12 protein-coding genes are annotated in these 14929 nt (G+C 58.8%); 6 read left to right on the top strand and 6 right to left on the bottom strand.

Annotation, left to right across the window (positions count from 1 at the left end):
• Positions 1–71 precede the first annotated feature (71 nt).
• Positions 72–959: a LysR substrate-binding domain-containing protein gene (locus PH552_RS06160; protein ID WP_112344465.1), complete on the bottom strand. Its 888-nt coding sequence runs from the start codon at positions 957–959 to the stop codon at positions 72–74.
• 109 nt (positions 960–1068) lie between these two features.
• Here PH552_RS06160 and PH552_RS06155 point away from each other — a divergent pair, with 109 nt between their 5' ends.
• Together PH552_RS06155 and PH552_RS06150 are read left to right on the top strand one after the other, a co-directional pair.
• Entirely contained in the window at positions 1069–2322 is a 1254-nt protein-coding gene (locus tag PH552_RS06155) for an aromatic ring-hydroxylating oxygenase subunit alpha (RefSeq protein WP_112344464.1), read from the top strand.
• The gene (locus PH552_RS06150; RefSeq protein WP_112344463.1) at positions 2312–3394 is read left to right on the top strand and encodes an FAD-binding oxidoreductase; all 1083 of its coding nucleotides are present in this window, start codon (positions 2312–2314) and stop codon (positions 3392–3394) included. Before PH552_RS06155 ends, PH552_RS06150 begins: the two co-directional genes overlap by 11 nt.
• A 77-nt stretch (positions 3395–3471) precedes the next feature.
• Here the strand turns inward: PH552_RS06150 and PH552_RS06145 are convergent, their stop codons facing one another.
• Together PH552_RS06145 and PH552_RS06140 are read right to left on the bottom strand one after the other, a co-directional pair.
• Positions 3472–3876 carry a GFA family protein gene (locus PH552_RS06145; RefSeq protein WP_112345169.1) on the bottom strand — a complete coding sequence of 135 codons (405 nt, stop codon included), beginning with the start codon at positions 3874–3876 and terminating at the stop codon, positions 3472–3474.
• A 182-nt stretch (positions 3877–4058) separates the two neighbouring features.
• Entirely contained in the window at positions 4059–6095 is a 2037-nt protein-coding gene (locus tag PH552_RS06140; protein ID WP_112344462.1) for an NADH:flavin oxidoreductase, read from the bottom strand.
• Between the two features lie 145 nt (positions 6096–6240).
• Here PH552_RS06140 and PH552_RS06135 point away from each other — a divergent pair, with 145 nt between their 5' ends.
• Both PH552_RS06135 and PH552_RS06130 read left to right on the top strand, forming a co-directional pair.
• Positions 6241–6870, top strand: coding sequence for a TetR/AcrR family transcriptional regulator (locus PH552_RS06135; protein ID WP_112344461.1), 630 nt, complete (start codon positions 6241–6243; stop codon positions 6868–6870).
• Positions 6871–6954: 84 nt separating this feature from the next.
• Positions 6955–7896, top strand: coding sequence for an IS630 family transposase (locus PH552_RS06130; RefSeq protein ID WP_112340577.1), 942 nt, complete (start codon positions 6955–6957; stop codon positions 7894–7896).
• Positions 7897–8009: 113 nt separating this feature from the next.
• On the opposite strand, the gene PH552_RS06125 is transcribed toward PH552_RS06130, so the two are convergent.
• Positions 8010–10394, bottom strand: coding sequence for a putative bifunctional diguanylate cyclase/phosphodiesterase (locus tag PH552_RS06125; RefSeq protein ID WP_112344423.1), 2385 nt, complete (start codon positions 10392–10394; stop codon positions 8010–8012).
• Between the two features lie 127 nt (positions 10395–10521).
• Between PH552_RS06125 and PH552_RS06120 the strand changes: the two genes are divergently transcribed.
• The gene (locus PH552_RS06120; RefSeq protein ID WP_112344424.1) at positions 10522–11328 is read left to right on the top strand and encodes an ABC transporter substrate-binding protein; all 807 of its coding nucleotides are present in this window, start codon (positions 10522–10524) and stop codon (positions 11326–11328) included.
• A gap of 354 nt (positions 11329–11682) precedes the next feature.
• On the top strand, positions 11683–12717 hold the full coding sequence (locus tag PH552_RS06115; protein WP_112344425.1) for a LacI family DNA-binding transcriptional regulator: 1035 nt from the start codon (positions 11683–11685) through the stop codon (positions 12715–12717).
• Between the two features lie 21 nt (positions 12718–12738).
• Here the strand turns inward: PH552_RS06115 and PH552_RS06110 are convergent, their stop codons facing one another.
• A complete protein-coding gene (locus PH552_RS06110) occupies positions 12739–13689 on the bottom strand; it encodes an alpha/beta hydrolase (protein ID WP_145646664.1) in 951 nt (316 codons plus the stop codon).
• Between the two features lie 23 nt (positions 13690–13712).
• Positions 13713–14861 carry a Gfo/Idh/MocA family protein gene (locus PH552_RS06105; protein ID WP_112344427.1) on the bottom strand — a complete coding sequence of 383 codons (1149 nt, stop codon included), beginning with the start codon at positions 14859–14861 and terminating at the stop codon, positions 13713–13715.
• Positions 14862–14929 lie beyond the last annotated feature (68 nt).

The raw sequence follows: 14929 nt of genomic DNA, 5'->3' as shown, positions 1-14929 counted from the left end.
TCATCGATCTCGGATGACTGTGCACGGCGCTCGGCTGCCAATCTCAGGCTTCAAGGGGATCTTTCGCGTCTTCAACGAGTGAGCGCGTTCGCCAGCCAATTCGCCGCATGCTCCGCCGCAGGTTTGCGGCGTGCTCTGGCTGGGAGCAGAACATGATACCGGTCCTCGGTGGGCATCTCGGCTACGTCCAGGGCGACGAGCGTGCCGTCATCCAGAAAGGTCTGGACAAGAAGGCGCCAACCCAGTGCGATCCCCTGTCCGGCGCGCGCGGCCGCGATCGCCTCGGTATAATGGTTGAAGCGAAGATGCGGCTTGATCCGCAAAGCACGACCCGTCTCCTGCGCCCATTGCGGCCATGACAGCCATGATCTGTCATGCACGTCCGTCTCGATGAATTCGTCGATTTCGCTGAGCTCACCGGGCGGACGCCGCCGGAGGTAGTCGGGCGAACATACGGGGACGACAAAGTCCTCCTGAGAGGCAACCACCTTCGCGTCGGCGAATGGCGGTCTTCCATAACGAATGGCTATATCGATGCCGCCTGCATCGAGATCGATCCTGGCATCCTGCGAAACGACCCTGATCTGGACGCCCGAATTCTCGCGCCGGAACTCCGCCAGCCGGGGAAGAAGCCAGAACGAGGAGAAGGCGACCGTCGCGCCGATGGTCACGACGTCCTGCTGGGAGGATCTGACCGCGTCGACGGTGTCCGCGATGTTCGCAAAGCTCTGAGCGAGCGTCGTTCCGAGGGTGAGGCATTCCGCGGTCGGTTCGATGGCGCGGTGTTTGCGCACGAACATCGGCAATCCCAGTTCCTCTTCCAATGCCGCGATCTGGCGGCTGACTGCTGCCTGAGTGACGCCCAACTCAATCGCGGCCGCGGTGAAGCTTCGGTGCCGCAGAACGGCTTCAAGCGTCATCAATGCCGTCAGAGATGGGATACGACGCCGAAAGTTCATTCAAGCATCCCCAGCATTACATAAGGTTATGGATTGCTGAAAATTATTGCCGTTGAAGCCTATGGGATGCAAGAGCAAACTGCCGGCCATCGAACCATGAGGAGTTATCATGCTAAACAGGCTTCCATCCGATATCTCCGCCCTTCTTGAAGCTCGCGCCGATGGTCATTCCCTGCCGGCCGGCCTTTATACGCGCGAGGACGTCTTCGAGGCCGACATCGATGTCTTCTTCCATAAGCACTGGATCTGCATCGGCCTTGACTGCGACGTTCCGGAGCCGGGCGATGCGACCGTCGTCGATATCGGCAAGACCAGCCTGATCCTCCTTCGCGACGATGACGGCGAGCTCCGCGTGCTTCACAACGTCTGTCGCCATCGCGGGTCGCGCCTGCTCGATGCCGGAAAGACCATCGTCTCGAAACTTGTCTGTCCCTACCATACCTGGACCTACGAGCTGACCGGCGAACTCGCCTACGCGCCCCATATGGGCCAGGACTTCGACAAGCAGTGTCACAGCCTGAAACCGGTCAATTTCAAATCGATCGCCGGCCTCGTCTACGTCTGCCTTTCCGACAATCCTCCGGAGGACATTGCGAACCTCGAGCAGACCATGATCGAGCGCCTCGCGCCATATGACATCCGCAACGCCAAGGTCGCGCATCAGACCGATGTCATCGAGGACGGCAACTGGAAGCTCACGATGGAGAACAATCGCGAGTGCTATCACTGTTCCGCCAACCATCCGGAACTCTGCGTCTCTTTCGTCGATCTCGACTTCGGCTTCGACCCGGAGACGTTGAGCCCGGAGGATCGCGAACAGGCGGAGGAGCACTTCCGCCTCTACGACGAGCGGACGAGGGCCTGGGAAGCCGATGGCTTTCCGTCGGCCGCCGTCGAGCAGCTCGTCGACTGCGCGACAAACTTCCGGACCCAGCGCCTGATCATCGCCGGTGCCGGCGAATCTCAGACGCATGATGCCACGGCGGCATCGTCGAAGCTCCTCGGTCAAATGACCCGTAAGGACCTCGGCGATACGCATCTTTGGGGTCACAATAGCTGGAACCACTTCATGGGCGACCATGCCGTCGTCGCGATCGTCATTCCACTCTCCGCCGGCAAGACACTGGTCAGAACCAAGTGGCTCGTGCACAAGGACGCCGTCGAAGGCAGGGACTATGATTTCGACAAGCTGACCGATGTCTGGATCGCAACGACCGACCAGGACGCGGATCTCGTCGCCCGCTCGCACGCCGGCGCACTCGACCCGGCCTATCAACCAGGCCCCTATTCCCGGTTCTCGGAAACCAATCTCGACAAATTCGCGACCTGGTACATCGATCGGATGCGCGCTCATGGGTATTGAGTTCCAACAAATTTCGCGCAGCGAGGCCGCCATCTGGAATCCCGAGCGGGACGAGACGCTCGTCTGCCTCGACGTTCATCAGGAGACGCATGATGTGAAAAGCTTCACGTTCGCATCTCCGGAAGGCAAGCGCTTCAACTTCGAGGCCGGACAGTACTTCTTGTTCGATTTCCCGACAGGTTCGGAAGGCGAGGCTCGCTGTTACAGCATCTCGTCGTCACCCTATCGCGGTAATGCGTTCACCGTGACGGTCAAACGTGTGCCCGGCGGCAAGGTCTCGAACTGGCTCCACGATCACATGGCTCCGGGCATGACGGTCAAAGGCCAAGGGCCACTCGGTCACTTCATTCGTCCAAAAGGCGAGAAAACGAAGCTCCTGCTGCTATCCGGCGGCTCGGGCATCACCCCTGTCATGTCGATCACCCGCGATCTGGCGGATCGATACGAACCTTCGGACATCGTTTTCCTTCACGCAGCGCGCACGCCTTGCGACCTCATCTTCCGCCAGGATCTGTCCGGCCTCGCGACACGGATGAAAGGTCTGCGGCTCCACTTCCTGCCGGAAACGGTGACCGGCGAGCCAGCCTGGTCCGGACTGACCGGTCGGATATCGCCCGAATACCTGAAGCTTGCGGTTCCTGACATCGCCGAGCGGGTCGTCATGTGTTGCGGTCCGGCGCCATTCATGGCGGCGGCCCGCTCGATCACGGCAGCGCTTGGCGTTCCGGCGTCGAACTACATCGAGGAGAGCTTCGATGCCGCTGTCATCGACGAACCCGGCCTCGACGTCGAGGCACAGCCTGCGGGCAAGATCTATCAGGTAGAATTCTCGAAGCAGAAGCGGATGCTCGAAGTCTCCGCCGATCAGACCGTGCTGGCAGCCGCGAAGAAAGGCAGCATCAGGCTCCCATCATCCTGCTCCAATGGCATGTGCGGAACCTGTAAATCCAAGCTCGTCTCGGGCTCGGTTGAGATGAACCACAATGGCGGCATCAGGCAGCGGGAAATCGACGCCGGGATGTTCCTGCCCTGCTGTTCGAAACCTCTGAGCAATCTGGTCATCGATCGCTGACCAGGAGATGTGTCGGCGATGCCGCGATCGGTGCAGAGGCTTTCAAGGCGCGAAGCGGCAGGAGCCCCAATACCGTATTAATCGCCTGGCCGCCCGGGAAGATCCCCTATGGTGTCGATCCAAGGCAGCCGAGAGGAGCACCAGCCCTGCGATCTGGGCCGGAGCTTGTATCGCTGGTTTATCGTCCCCAGGCGAATGCCGACCTCGTCAGCATCTTCAAGCTCTCCAGTTGTGTAGATCGGTGACCCACAATTCGGGCAGAAGTACTGCAGCCGGCGACGGCCATTATCGCCGAATTTCACGTAGAGTTTCGGCTCTCCACCCGTGATCTCAAATGCCTCGCGTCGCGCAGACACGGTAACCCTATAGGCCGTTCCCGTCAGCCGCTGGCAGTCTGTGCAGTGGCAGATTGACACCTGCTCGGGGTCGATTTCCGCCTTGTACGAAACAAACCCGCAATGACATCTTCCATCTATGTGCATCGGCTCCCCGCTGTCTCGCTGCATACACCCCTTAAACTAGAGCGGCGTCAGGACGGTTTCCATCGAATGGCGTCGCCTTCGCATTTTCATGGGCAGGACACCGCTTTTCTCCGCCGCAAGGTCGCGATGTAGGGACTCGTCCTTATATGAAGATCGGCCGACCGATTTGGCCGGCCGAGACGTTAAAGGTCCTTCGCGATCCTGAGGCCGTCGTAGATCGCGGCGTGGGTATTGCGCGCGGCGACCGCATCGCCGATCCGGAAGAGTTGGAACTGGCCGTCCTTGTTGCGGACGACGGACTGCGGCTCTCCCGCAAGAAGCTGATCGTACGAGATCTCACCCAGGTTCCGGGAGTGCGGCTTGAGTTCGAAGTACAGTTCATCGAGCGGGATCGTGCCATGATTGACCACGATCTGGTCAACGACCCTTTCCTTGGCGACGCCACCATAGTCGCTCCCGACCGTCGCGATGATCTGGTTGCCGCTCTTTTCCGCCGATTCCAGCCGGAACGTCACCGTGAACGTGACGTCCAGCGTCTGCAGCGAGCGCATGTAGGGAACAAGGTTCATCGCCATCACCTCCGGAGCAAAGGATCGGTCCGGCGTCATGATCTCTACCTTTGCACCTGCTTTCGCGAGGAATTCGGCTGCCTGCAGACCGGCATGGTCGCCGGCGTCGTCGAAGACGAGAACGTGACTGCCCGGCTTCACGTCGCCCGAGATGATGTCCCAGGACGATACCACGAGTTCGTTGCCCTTCGTGAGAACGTCGGTATGCGGCAGACCACCGGTCGCGATGATGACGACATCAGGTTTTTCGGCGGTGATGGTCTCGGCTTCCGCCCAGGTGTTGAAGTGGAAGGTGACGCCAAGCTTCTCGCATTGGCTCATCCGCCAGTCGATGATGCTGATCATCTCGCGGCGCCGCTCGCTCTGCGCCGTCAGACGGATCTGACCGCCGGCGTTATTCGCGGCCTCGAAGACGACGACATCGTGACCGCGCTCGGCGGACACGCGCGCCGCCTCGAGCCCCGCCGGTCCCGCCCCTACGATAACGACCTTCTTGCGGAGTTCGGCCTTCTCCACGATGTGCGGCATCGTCTGCTCGCGCCCGGTCGCCGCGTTGTGAATACAGAAGGCAAGGCCGCCCTGGTAGATGCGGTCAAGACAGTAGTTGGCGCCGACGCAGGGACGAATATCCTCTTCGCGCTTCTCGATGATCTTGCGAACGATATGCGGGTCCGTCATGTGGGCGCGCGTCATGCCCACCATGTCGACCTTGCCTGCCGCGATGGCATGGCGGGCGGTCGCCACGTCCGGGATCTTGGCCGCGTGGAATGTCGGAAAGTTCGTCGCGGCGCGGATATCGCCGGCGAAATCGAGATGCGGAGAGTTTGCCATGCCCTGGATGGGAATGACATCGGTGAGACCCGGATCGGTGTCGATATGGCCGCGAATGACGTTGAGATAGTCAATCAGGCCGCTGTCGCGCAGCCGCTTCGAAATCTCGATGCCTTCCTCTTTCCCGGTACCGCCGGGAAGGCGTTCGTCCGCAGTGTATCGGACGCCGAGAATAAAATCGTCCCCTACCCGCTTTCGCATCGCCTTGAAGACGTCAAGACAGAAGCGCATGCGGTTCTCGAGCGAGCCGCCATACGGCCCATCGAGTTCGTTGGTCAGCGGCGAAACGAACTGGTCTATGAGATGTCCGTAGGCCTCCAATTCGATGCCGTCCATGCCACCGGCCTTCATGCGTTCGGCAGCGTCGGCGAAATCCTTGATGATGCGCTCGATATCCCAGTCTTCGATCTTCTTCGGAAAGGCCCTGTGCGAGGCTTCGCGATGGTGGGACGGCGATACGATGGGCAGCCAATCGCCCTTGTCCCAGCGCGTGCGGCGGCCGAGATGTGTAAGCTGGATCATGATCGCCGAGCCGTGTTCGTGAACCGCGTCGGTCATCTCGCGGATCCACGGAACAATCTCGTCCTTATAGGCGAGCAGGTTGTTGAAAACCGGAGGACTGTCTCGCGAGACGGCGGCCGAGCCGGCCGTCATCGTCAGCGCGACACCTCCCTTGGCCCGTTCAACCGTGTAGGCGCGATACCGCTCCTTCGGCATGCCGTCTTCGGGGTAGGCCGGTTCGTGAGAGGTCACGATGATGCGGTTGCGCAGCGTCAGATGCTTTAATTTATAAGGCTGAAGAAGAGGATCGTTCGACATGCGTCGTGCTCCGGGCTGGAAACATCGCATGACGCTAAATGAAAATGTACACCTATGTCAACGAAGAAAACATAAGCGTCTTTTTCTGAGACACTAATGTACATTTTCATTGTCGAGACCACAGTAATTTGATAGGAGAAGAGCCATGGACCAGAGTGTAAGCGACAGCGGATGGCGGGGGTCTCAGGAGGGTTGGTTGGAGGCGGCCTATTCGTCCCTGATCGATTCCGGAGTGGATTCCGTAAAGATCCAGCCGCTGGCGAAGAAGCTCAAGCTCTCGCGCACGAGCTTCTATTGGTTTTTCAAGGATCGCGAAGAGCTTCTGAGCGCCCTGGTCGGCAGATGGCGGGACAAGAATACCGGGAATTTGGTCAAGCAGTCAGAGGCTTATGCGGAGTCGGTTGCGGAGGCGATGCTCAATGTCTTCGACTGCTGGCTCGATAAGGACTTGTTCGATTCTCAGTTCGAGTTCGCCGTGCGCAGCTGGGCCTTGCAGTCCCCGGATATTCTCGAGGAGGTTCGCCGCGCCGACCACTTGCGCATGGAGGCGCTCTCGCGAATGTTCACCCGCTTCGGCTATGACGCCGTTTCCGCCGATGTCCGCGCGCGGACGACCTACCTTGTGCAGATCGGCTATATCTCGATGCAGTCCAAGGAAGACATTGCCGTGCGCATGAAGCGAATTCCGGAATATATCGCGATCTATACCGGACAGACTCCGCAGCAGCGGGAGCTTGACCGCTTCTTTTCGCGTCACAGCTACAAACCAAGCTAGAGCAGGTCCTGCGATCGATGAATCGATTGTGAAGTGACGCGGCGCGGCGAAGCTGATTCAACATCCACAGCAAAGAGGTGGATGATGGCACAAGCGCTGAGCGATGATCTTCGATTACGGGTTTTGAAAGCGTCTGCGGCGGGCATGTCAGCACGACAAGCCGCAGCCCGGTTCGGAGTTGGAATTTCGACGGCGATCCGGTGGATCGCACGAGCAAAAGAGGGCGAGCCGACCTCCCGGCCACAAGGTTGGAGACGACCGTCGGCGCTCGATGCACACGAGGCGTTCGTTGTCGAACTGATCGAGGACCGTAGGGACATCACGCTCAATGAAATGGTCGAGCGTTTGTCCGTTGATCAACAGGTGAGGATCAGCCGGAGTGCGCTTGGTGCCTGGCTGCGAGGCCGCGGATGGACGTTTAAAAAAACCGCACATGCACTGGAGCAAGACCGGTCGGATGTCCTGAAGCGTCGGCGCGTTTGGTTTGATGGTCAGCTCGATCTCGATCCTGAACGACTGATATTTATAGATGAAACCGGCCTCTCGACGAAGATGGCCCGTCTACGCGGGCGTGCACTTCGAGGCGAGCGTTGCCGAGCCGGTGTTCCGCACGGCCATTGGAAAACAACGACCTTTACCGGAGCATTGCGCCTCACGGGAATGACCGCACCGTTTGTCTACGATGGCGCCATGAACGGTAACGTCTTCCTGGCCTACGTCGAGCAGGTGCTGGTTCCGACCCTTCAGGTCGGTGATGTCGTCGTCATGGACAACTTGCCGGCACACAAGACATCCGGCGTGCGCGACGCCATTGAGCGTGCCGGTGCCAAACTCATGTTTCTCCCTCCCTATAGCCCTGACTTTAACCCCATCGAGAACGCATTCTCCAAACTGAAAGCCATGTTGCGAGGTCGGGCAGAGCGAAAGATCGACGCCCTGTGGGACGCAGTTGGCGCCCTGCTACCCCGCTTCACTCCTGCAGAATGCGCGAATTACTTCAAGGCTGCTGGATATGACCCGGATTGAACAGGATCTGCTCTAGGGAAAGATCGGGATCATCGACGGCGCCGTCCGGCTCGGCGGAACGATCGCCGGTTCCTTGATCAAGGCGTCGCGGTTTGCGAAAGCCATCTGATTTCTCAATTGGTCGCGAGTAATTTTTCGTGACTCCGAGGGTTCTCGAAGCAATCGAGCTCTTGAAGCGGAAGCGGCTTGGAGAACAGATAGCCTTGGAGATCCGTACAGCCCAATGCCGCCAAAAAATCACGCTGATATTCTGTTTCGACCCCTTCCGCCGTTGTCGAAATACCGAGACTGTTGCTCAGCGAGATGATGGCGCCGACAATGGCTGCCCCATTGGCTTTTGTGCCGAGGAGCGAGACGAACGAGCGATCAATCTTGATCCGATCGATGTCAAAACGCGTCAAATGGCTGAGACAGGAATAGCCGGTTCCGAAATCATCGAGGGAAATTTGAACACCCTGGCTGCGTAGGGATTTCAGCACCGCATAGATGTCCGCATAATCCTCGATGAGCGAGGTTTCGGTAAGCTCGAGCTCAAGTCGCGACGGCAGTAATCCAGTCTCTTGAAGAACGGCGCTTACTTCCTCGACGAAATTGGGCCTCCTTAGCTGAGATGGAGACACGTTGACGGCGACAAACGTGTTCTCGGGCCAGTTGCAGGCGGCCGTGCAGGCTTCGCGCAAGACCCAGAATCCAAGTGCGTCGATAAGCCCGCCTTCTTCGGCTGCGGGGATGAAGCTTGCAGGCGTCAAAAGCCCACGCTGGCTATGATTCCAGCGCACGAGCGCCTCGGCGCCCGACACGGCATATCCTTTGCCCGCCTGATAAACCGGTTGGTAATAAACTTCCAGCGACCCGAAGTCGGCTCGGTCAGCCGGCAGCTCGCGCGCCTCACCAACGCCGGACAAGACGCGAACTTTGGCCAAAACCTCACGCAATTCGTTTTTAAGAATGTCGCGGGCGTTTCTGCCGCCGTCCATGGAGGGCGAATAAACCAGCCACCGCCCCCTGCCGCTTATCTTTGCCTCGTACAGCGCGGCATCGGCATAACGCATGATGTCATCCGCATTGCGCCCGGCGTCGGGCACGATCGCCACGCCGATCGAGCAGCCAACCCGGGCAACCGCCTCACCCTTCAAGAGGGGAAACGGCTTGCTAAGTTCCGCAACGATCGCTTCGCAAATTCCCGGCAGCGTTTGATCGTGGTCTTTGACATCGCGCAGAAGCAGGGCAAATTCATCTCCTCCGAGCCGGGCTAAAGTATCTCGTGAGCGAAGGAGCGAACGGATCCGCTCCGCCGCCATCCTGATGAGTTCGTCGCCCGCGGCGTGACCGAATGTGTCGTTCACGGTTTTGAACCGGTCCAGGTCAAGAAGCGCGATTGCCGATCGCTCTGAAGAGTTTTCCAATTCGGCCAGGCACTCGTCGAACCTGATCGCAAACATCGCACGATTGGGCAGATCGGTAAGCACATCGTGGAGGGCAAGCTGTCTTGCGTGGAACTCGCTTTTCTTCAATTCACCGAGACTGCTTCGCAGGCGGAGAAGCAAGACCGTGAAGAGAAGCGCCATCATCAACGCTGCTATCGAAAGGGCCGGCATCAATCTGCCGATCACCCTTGATCCCGGAAGGTCGGGCCGCCATACGATAAAGCCAATCGGTTCGCCGTTTGTCGTATCGTCGATCTGAAACGCAACTTCGTCACCGTCTGCATCGGCGGTGCGTGCGAAGCGCGCGCCATTCAGCCCTTGTTCACGGCTCAATTCGTCCAGCGCAGCTCCATCAAGGAACCGCACGACGATCAGGAATTGCCACAACGACTGCCCTTGTCTCTCGTGTGGTTCCTTGATGGCTGCAATGCCGACGATCGTTGGCCGACCTTCCAGGCGGAGCAAACTGGCCAATCCGCGGTGAACCGGCACCGAACTCCCGGCGGGATTGTCCGATGACCCAGGCAAATGTCCGGTGAATGTCATGTCTTGGTGTGCGGCGGCGCCAGCCTCGCGAAGAAGTGGCAAAAGAAGAGGCTTCATCCACCGATAGCGCTTTTCCGTTTTGCCATCCGCCATCATGACCAGTTCGCCATGTTCATCCACGACGAAAGCCTGGTCGTAGCCGAAGACGGATGTTGCCGTCTGGCTGACCGCACTCCCGGCCGCCGTCGTCAAGACAGTATTGAAGGCAGACGAGACCGTGGAAGTGCCGGAGGCCGAATAAGCGCGGTTTGCGGCAATATAACCGTTGCCGACTTGTCCGATGACCCGTGCTACCTGATCGACCTGCTCTCGCAGGCGCGCATTGACGAGCAGCCGCTGTCGATCGAGAGCGGCAGCGTCGCTTTCAGTTCCCGCCCACAGCGCCGAAAGCACGACAAGCCCAATCGCTCCCAGGCCACTGGCGGCGATCAGAAACAGAATCCTCCCAGAAGTCATCCAGGACTGTTGAAACGACTTCGGGTTGGAGGAACGGACAATGTGCAAGCGCAGATCCCCAAACACCACTGGACTAGGGCGTCATCATCAAATCAAAACCACGGCCAGAATAGATCTAACAAAGAAGCGTTCACGTAGAATTAAAAACAACTGCGTATTATCTGCGCGATCAACCACTTATTGAGGGTTCTCTACTATGTCGCGCCCATCGGTTAAGACTATATTGCGCAGAAGGTTAGTAGCAGGCGGCATAGGTCTCCTTTTGACCGCAACCTTGCCTTTTCAAGTGGGTGCGCAAGAGCGCATGCCGATGCGAATAGCCGTCGAAGGCGCGTTTCCACCTTTTAATTATCTCGATGCAAATAATAAGCTCCAAGGCTTTGACATCGATATTGCCAATGCCGTCTGCGAGATTGGCAAATTCGAATGCCAATTTATCATCGAGAAGTGGGATGACATGATCCCCGATCTCGTTGCCGGGAAATACGACGCGATTATCTCGTCCATGTCGATGAGCGCCGAACGGCGCCAGAAGGTTGCCTTCACGGAAAGATACTACAGCAGCCCGTCGGTGTTCATCGTGCGAAAAGATTCGCCGATCAAAGACGTAAGCCCCGCCGCGCTTGGCGGCAAAAACCTTGGTGTAACATCGTCAACAGCCCAGGAATCCTTTGCCAACAATCTTTATCCGCAAATGCGCAAGACGGTTTTTCGGTCGTCACCCGAATTGTACAAGGGACTGGCGGATGGAAGCGTCGACGTTATTCTGGAAGATAAACTTGCCATTTACGACTGGATTGCGAACACAAAGGCGGGAAGCTGCTGCGAGTTCAGGGGACCTGATCTGGTCGACGTGACATATTTCGGCGACGGTTCCGGGATCGCAGTACGGTTGGATGATAGCGAGCGGCTTGCACGCCTGAATGCGGCGCTGAAGTCCATCAAGGCGGACGGAACCTATGACATGATCAACGCCAAATATTTTCCCTTCAGCATTCAATAGCAGCGCAAGCGAATTGCGGAATTGCGGAATTGCGATCGGGTCGGCTAACGGTCGAAGGCGACGTGCCGGACGCGCGATTTTCGCCGCTTAGCCTTAACACGGTAATTAATAAATTTCCGCACGTCATTTTTTATTGTGACATGAAGGCGAAAAGAAATTACCTGGAATTTGCGCCTACGGTTGCGCTTCTTTCCTTGGAGACGCATAACGATCACCGGAGCAATTCCAGGAAAAGTGCTGCGCGATTTTCCGTCCGGAATTGCGAGACGACAAAAGATGGAGCGGTTCAGAGATTCCGTGAAAAGCTGAACCGCTCTGCTGGATCGAGATGATTGGAAAAACGGTCGGCTTTTGATGGAAAAATTGACGCATAGGACGATGGAGGATTTCGCAAAGTCCTGCGGCGTCTCTCGCCCGACCCTTTCCAAGTATTTTGATGACCCGACCAGCGTGAAACCGACGACACGGGCGCTGATCGAGGCGGCGCTTCGCTCGTCGGATTACCAGCCGAATCTGTATGCACGGAATCTCAATCGCAAGCGGACCCGCAATGTCGGCATTCTGGTGCCCGCCCTCACCGACCCCTTTTATGCCGAGATGGTCAATCGACTGGAATTGCGGCTGCGCAATGAAGGCTATTGGCCGATCGTGTTCTCGTCGCACGGATTGCCGGAGCTGGAAGCAGAAGCGGTCAACACAATGTTGTCGCTGAAGGTGGCAGGGGCGCTTGTCGCACCGCTGGGGCGGAAATCCGATCCGCGCACCTTTGAAAAACTCGCGCAGAACCTGCCCATCGTTTACTTCGACACTTACATCGAAGGGAACACGCCGTTCATCGGCAACGACAACTACCAGAGCGTGGCGACGATCGTGGAATATCTCTGCCGATCCGGTGAGGCGCCGGCCTATTTCGACATTCCGCATGTCAATCATAACTCACCGGAGAGGCTGGCAGGTTATATCGCCACGATGGAGGCCGCAGGCTACGAGCCGCTGGTGATAGAGACCAACGCCGCCTACACGTGGGAATTCGAACGCATCGGATACGAGCAGATGGACAGCCTGCTCCAGGCAAGGGCTCTGCCACGCAAGACCATCCTGTGTGCGAACGATCGTCTCGCCTTCGGGGTCATGTCGGCAGCCTTCGCGCATCGATTGAAGGTTGGGCGGAAAAAGGGAGACGATCTGCGTGTCGCCGCCCATGACGATCATCCCTTGAGCCGCTATACCTGCCCGCCATTGACGACCATGGCACAGGATTTCGCCGCGATGACCGCAAACAGTGTCGATGCGTTGCTGACGCTGCTGGGTGACATGGATGTCCCGGTGCGGACAATCACGCACAAGGTCACGCTGGCCGGCACATTGGTCATGCGGCAATCGGCCTGAAGCCTACTGTCACCGTTTAATCTAGTTCGCGCGTCCCTCGAAGGAACGCCAAGTCGTCACGGCCTCTTCTATGGCCTGCCGAGCCTCGACCGCATATTTTCCCATCGAGACGAAGCCGTGGATCTGTCCCTGCCAGTGCCGATGCACAATTCGCGTCCCATCTTGCCGCAGCCGCTCGGCATAGGCGATGCCTTCGTCGGCCAGGATGTCGTGTCCGGCGGTGATGACGAAGGCCGGAGCCACCCCCGCGAGGATCTCGGCCTTTAATGGCGACACCCGCCAGTCGGCAATATCGGCCGCCGTGCGGACATAGTGATCGCGAAACCATCTCATCGTCGAGGTGGTCAAGCCGAAACCTTCGGCATAGCGGCGATAACTGTCGGCCGTCTGCGCGGCGTCGGTGTTGGGATAGATGAGCAGCTGCGCCGCAAGTGGCGGAGCGTCGCCGATGCGCGACATCAATGCGAGCACCGCGGCAAGATTGCCGCCGGCGCTGTCGCCGGCCACGGCAATTCGTTCGGGATCGATGCCGAGATCAGCGGCGGATTGTGCCGCGAACGCCAATGTCGCAACGCAATCAGTCAATCCCGCGGGAAACTTGTGTTCCGGCGCCAGCCGGTAGTCCGGGCAGATCACGGTACATTCGGCAAGATTGGCGAACCATCGGCAAATTTCGTCATGAGATTCGAGATTGCCGATCACCCAGCCGCCGCCATGCAAGTAGACAAGACCACGACCATCCTTTGAAGGCGCGCCGATGCCACGATAGATGCGCAGCGTGATCGGGCCATTCGGACCGACGATCTGGCGATCCTGCACCGAGGCCACCTCCTCCCTTGTGCCTTGGAGCGTCGGGCAATTGGCATCATAGTCGATGCGGGCCTGTTGAACCGTACCGGTTTCAAAAGGCCGGCCGCTTGACGGATCGGTTATGGCGAGAATGCGTCGGGCGCTCTCATCCAGCTGTTCCATTGGATTGCTCCCCTCTGCGGCAATCAGGCGAGAAGGCTGCGTGCTTCATCCTCGCCAAGACGCCGTGGCGGGACCAGCTTTGTGTCGATGCTGACAGACTGCCTGCTTTCGCCGGATAAGAGAATAGCCTCCATGATTTCAAGGACGTGAAGCGCCAGCTCCCCCGAGGCTCGCGGCTGCCTGCCCTCCTCGAGCGCCCGCGCCAGGTCGGCGACACCGAGCATGCGGTAGTTGGCGCGGTCCGGTGCATCGAATGGCCAGTTCCTCGCGCCGTAAAGCTCGCCGTCGCTTTCGAAATCACGCCAATCGTCGCCACGCTCGGACAGCGACACGGTTCCGCCGAACGTGTCCGGGTCGGGCAAGCGCAACGAGCCTTCGGTACCGTGCAGCTCGATCGGATGATTGGAGTGGCGAAAGACGTCCCAGGAGGCGCCGAAATTCACGGTCGCGCCGGATTGGAATTCCAGAAGCGACAGGATGTTTGTGGGAGTGCCGACCTTGAAGCGCGTATTCTTGAATGGGCCGTCGGCGGTGATCAGGCGCTCTTCCTGGCCCTTCGTCGCCATTGCCATGACCCGCACGACCGGACCGAGCAGGTTCACCATCATCGTCAGATAATAGGGACCCATGTCGAAGACCGGGCCGCCGCCCGGCTGATAGTAGAATTGCGGATTGGGGTGCCAGTGCTCCATGCCGCGCCCCATCATGAAGGCAGTGCCGCTGACCGGGCGGCCGATCGCGCCTTCATCCATCAGGTGCCGCGCCCGACGACCGGCCGCGCCCAGAAACGTATCGGGCGCAGACCCCAGCTGCAATCCGCGCCGCCTGGCCTCCGCCACGAGAATCCGTCCATCGGCCGCCGATGTTGCCAGCGGCTTTTCCGTGAAGACGTGCTTGCCGGCCGATAAGGCCGACATGGTGACGTCGAAATGGACGGCTGGAACGGTGAGGTTCAGTACGAGATCGACTTCGGGATCGGCCAGCAATTGGTCGACGCTGAGCGCGCGAATGCCATATTCGCGCGCACGCAACACGGCCGCATCCGCGGATATATCGGCGCAGGCGCGCAATTCCACACCGGCAAACAGCGCTGCATTGCGCAGATAGGTCATCGAGATGTTACCGCAGCCGATGACGCCTATGCCGAGCTTAGCTTTTGAATTACCAGCCATATTACCCAATCCTCCCTGATCTGCCACATCTGTTCGCCGCGCCTCGGCGCATCCGAACGATGACTCCC

Source organism: Rhizobium aureum (assembly GCF_030182495.1).
Classification (GTDB): domain Bacteria; phylum Pseudomonadota; class Alphaproteobacteria; order Rhizobiales; family Rhizobiaceae; genus Rhizobium; species Rhizobium tropici_C.
The sequence above is the reverse complement of the archived record's forward strand: the minus strand, read 5'-3'. Positions and strand labels throughout refer to the sequence as shown.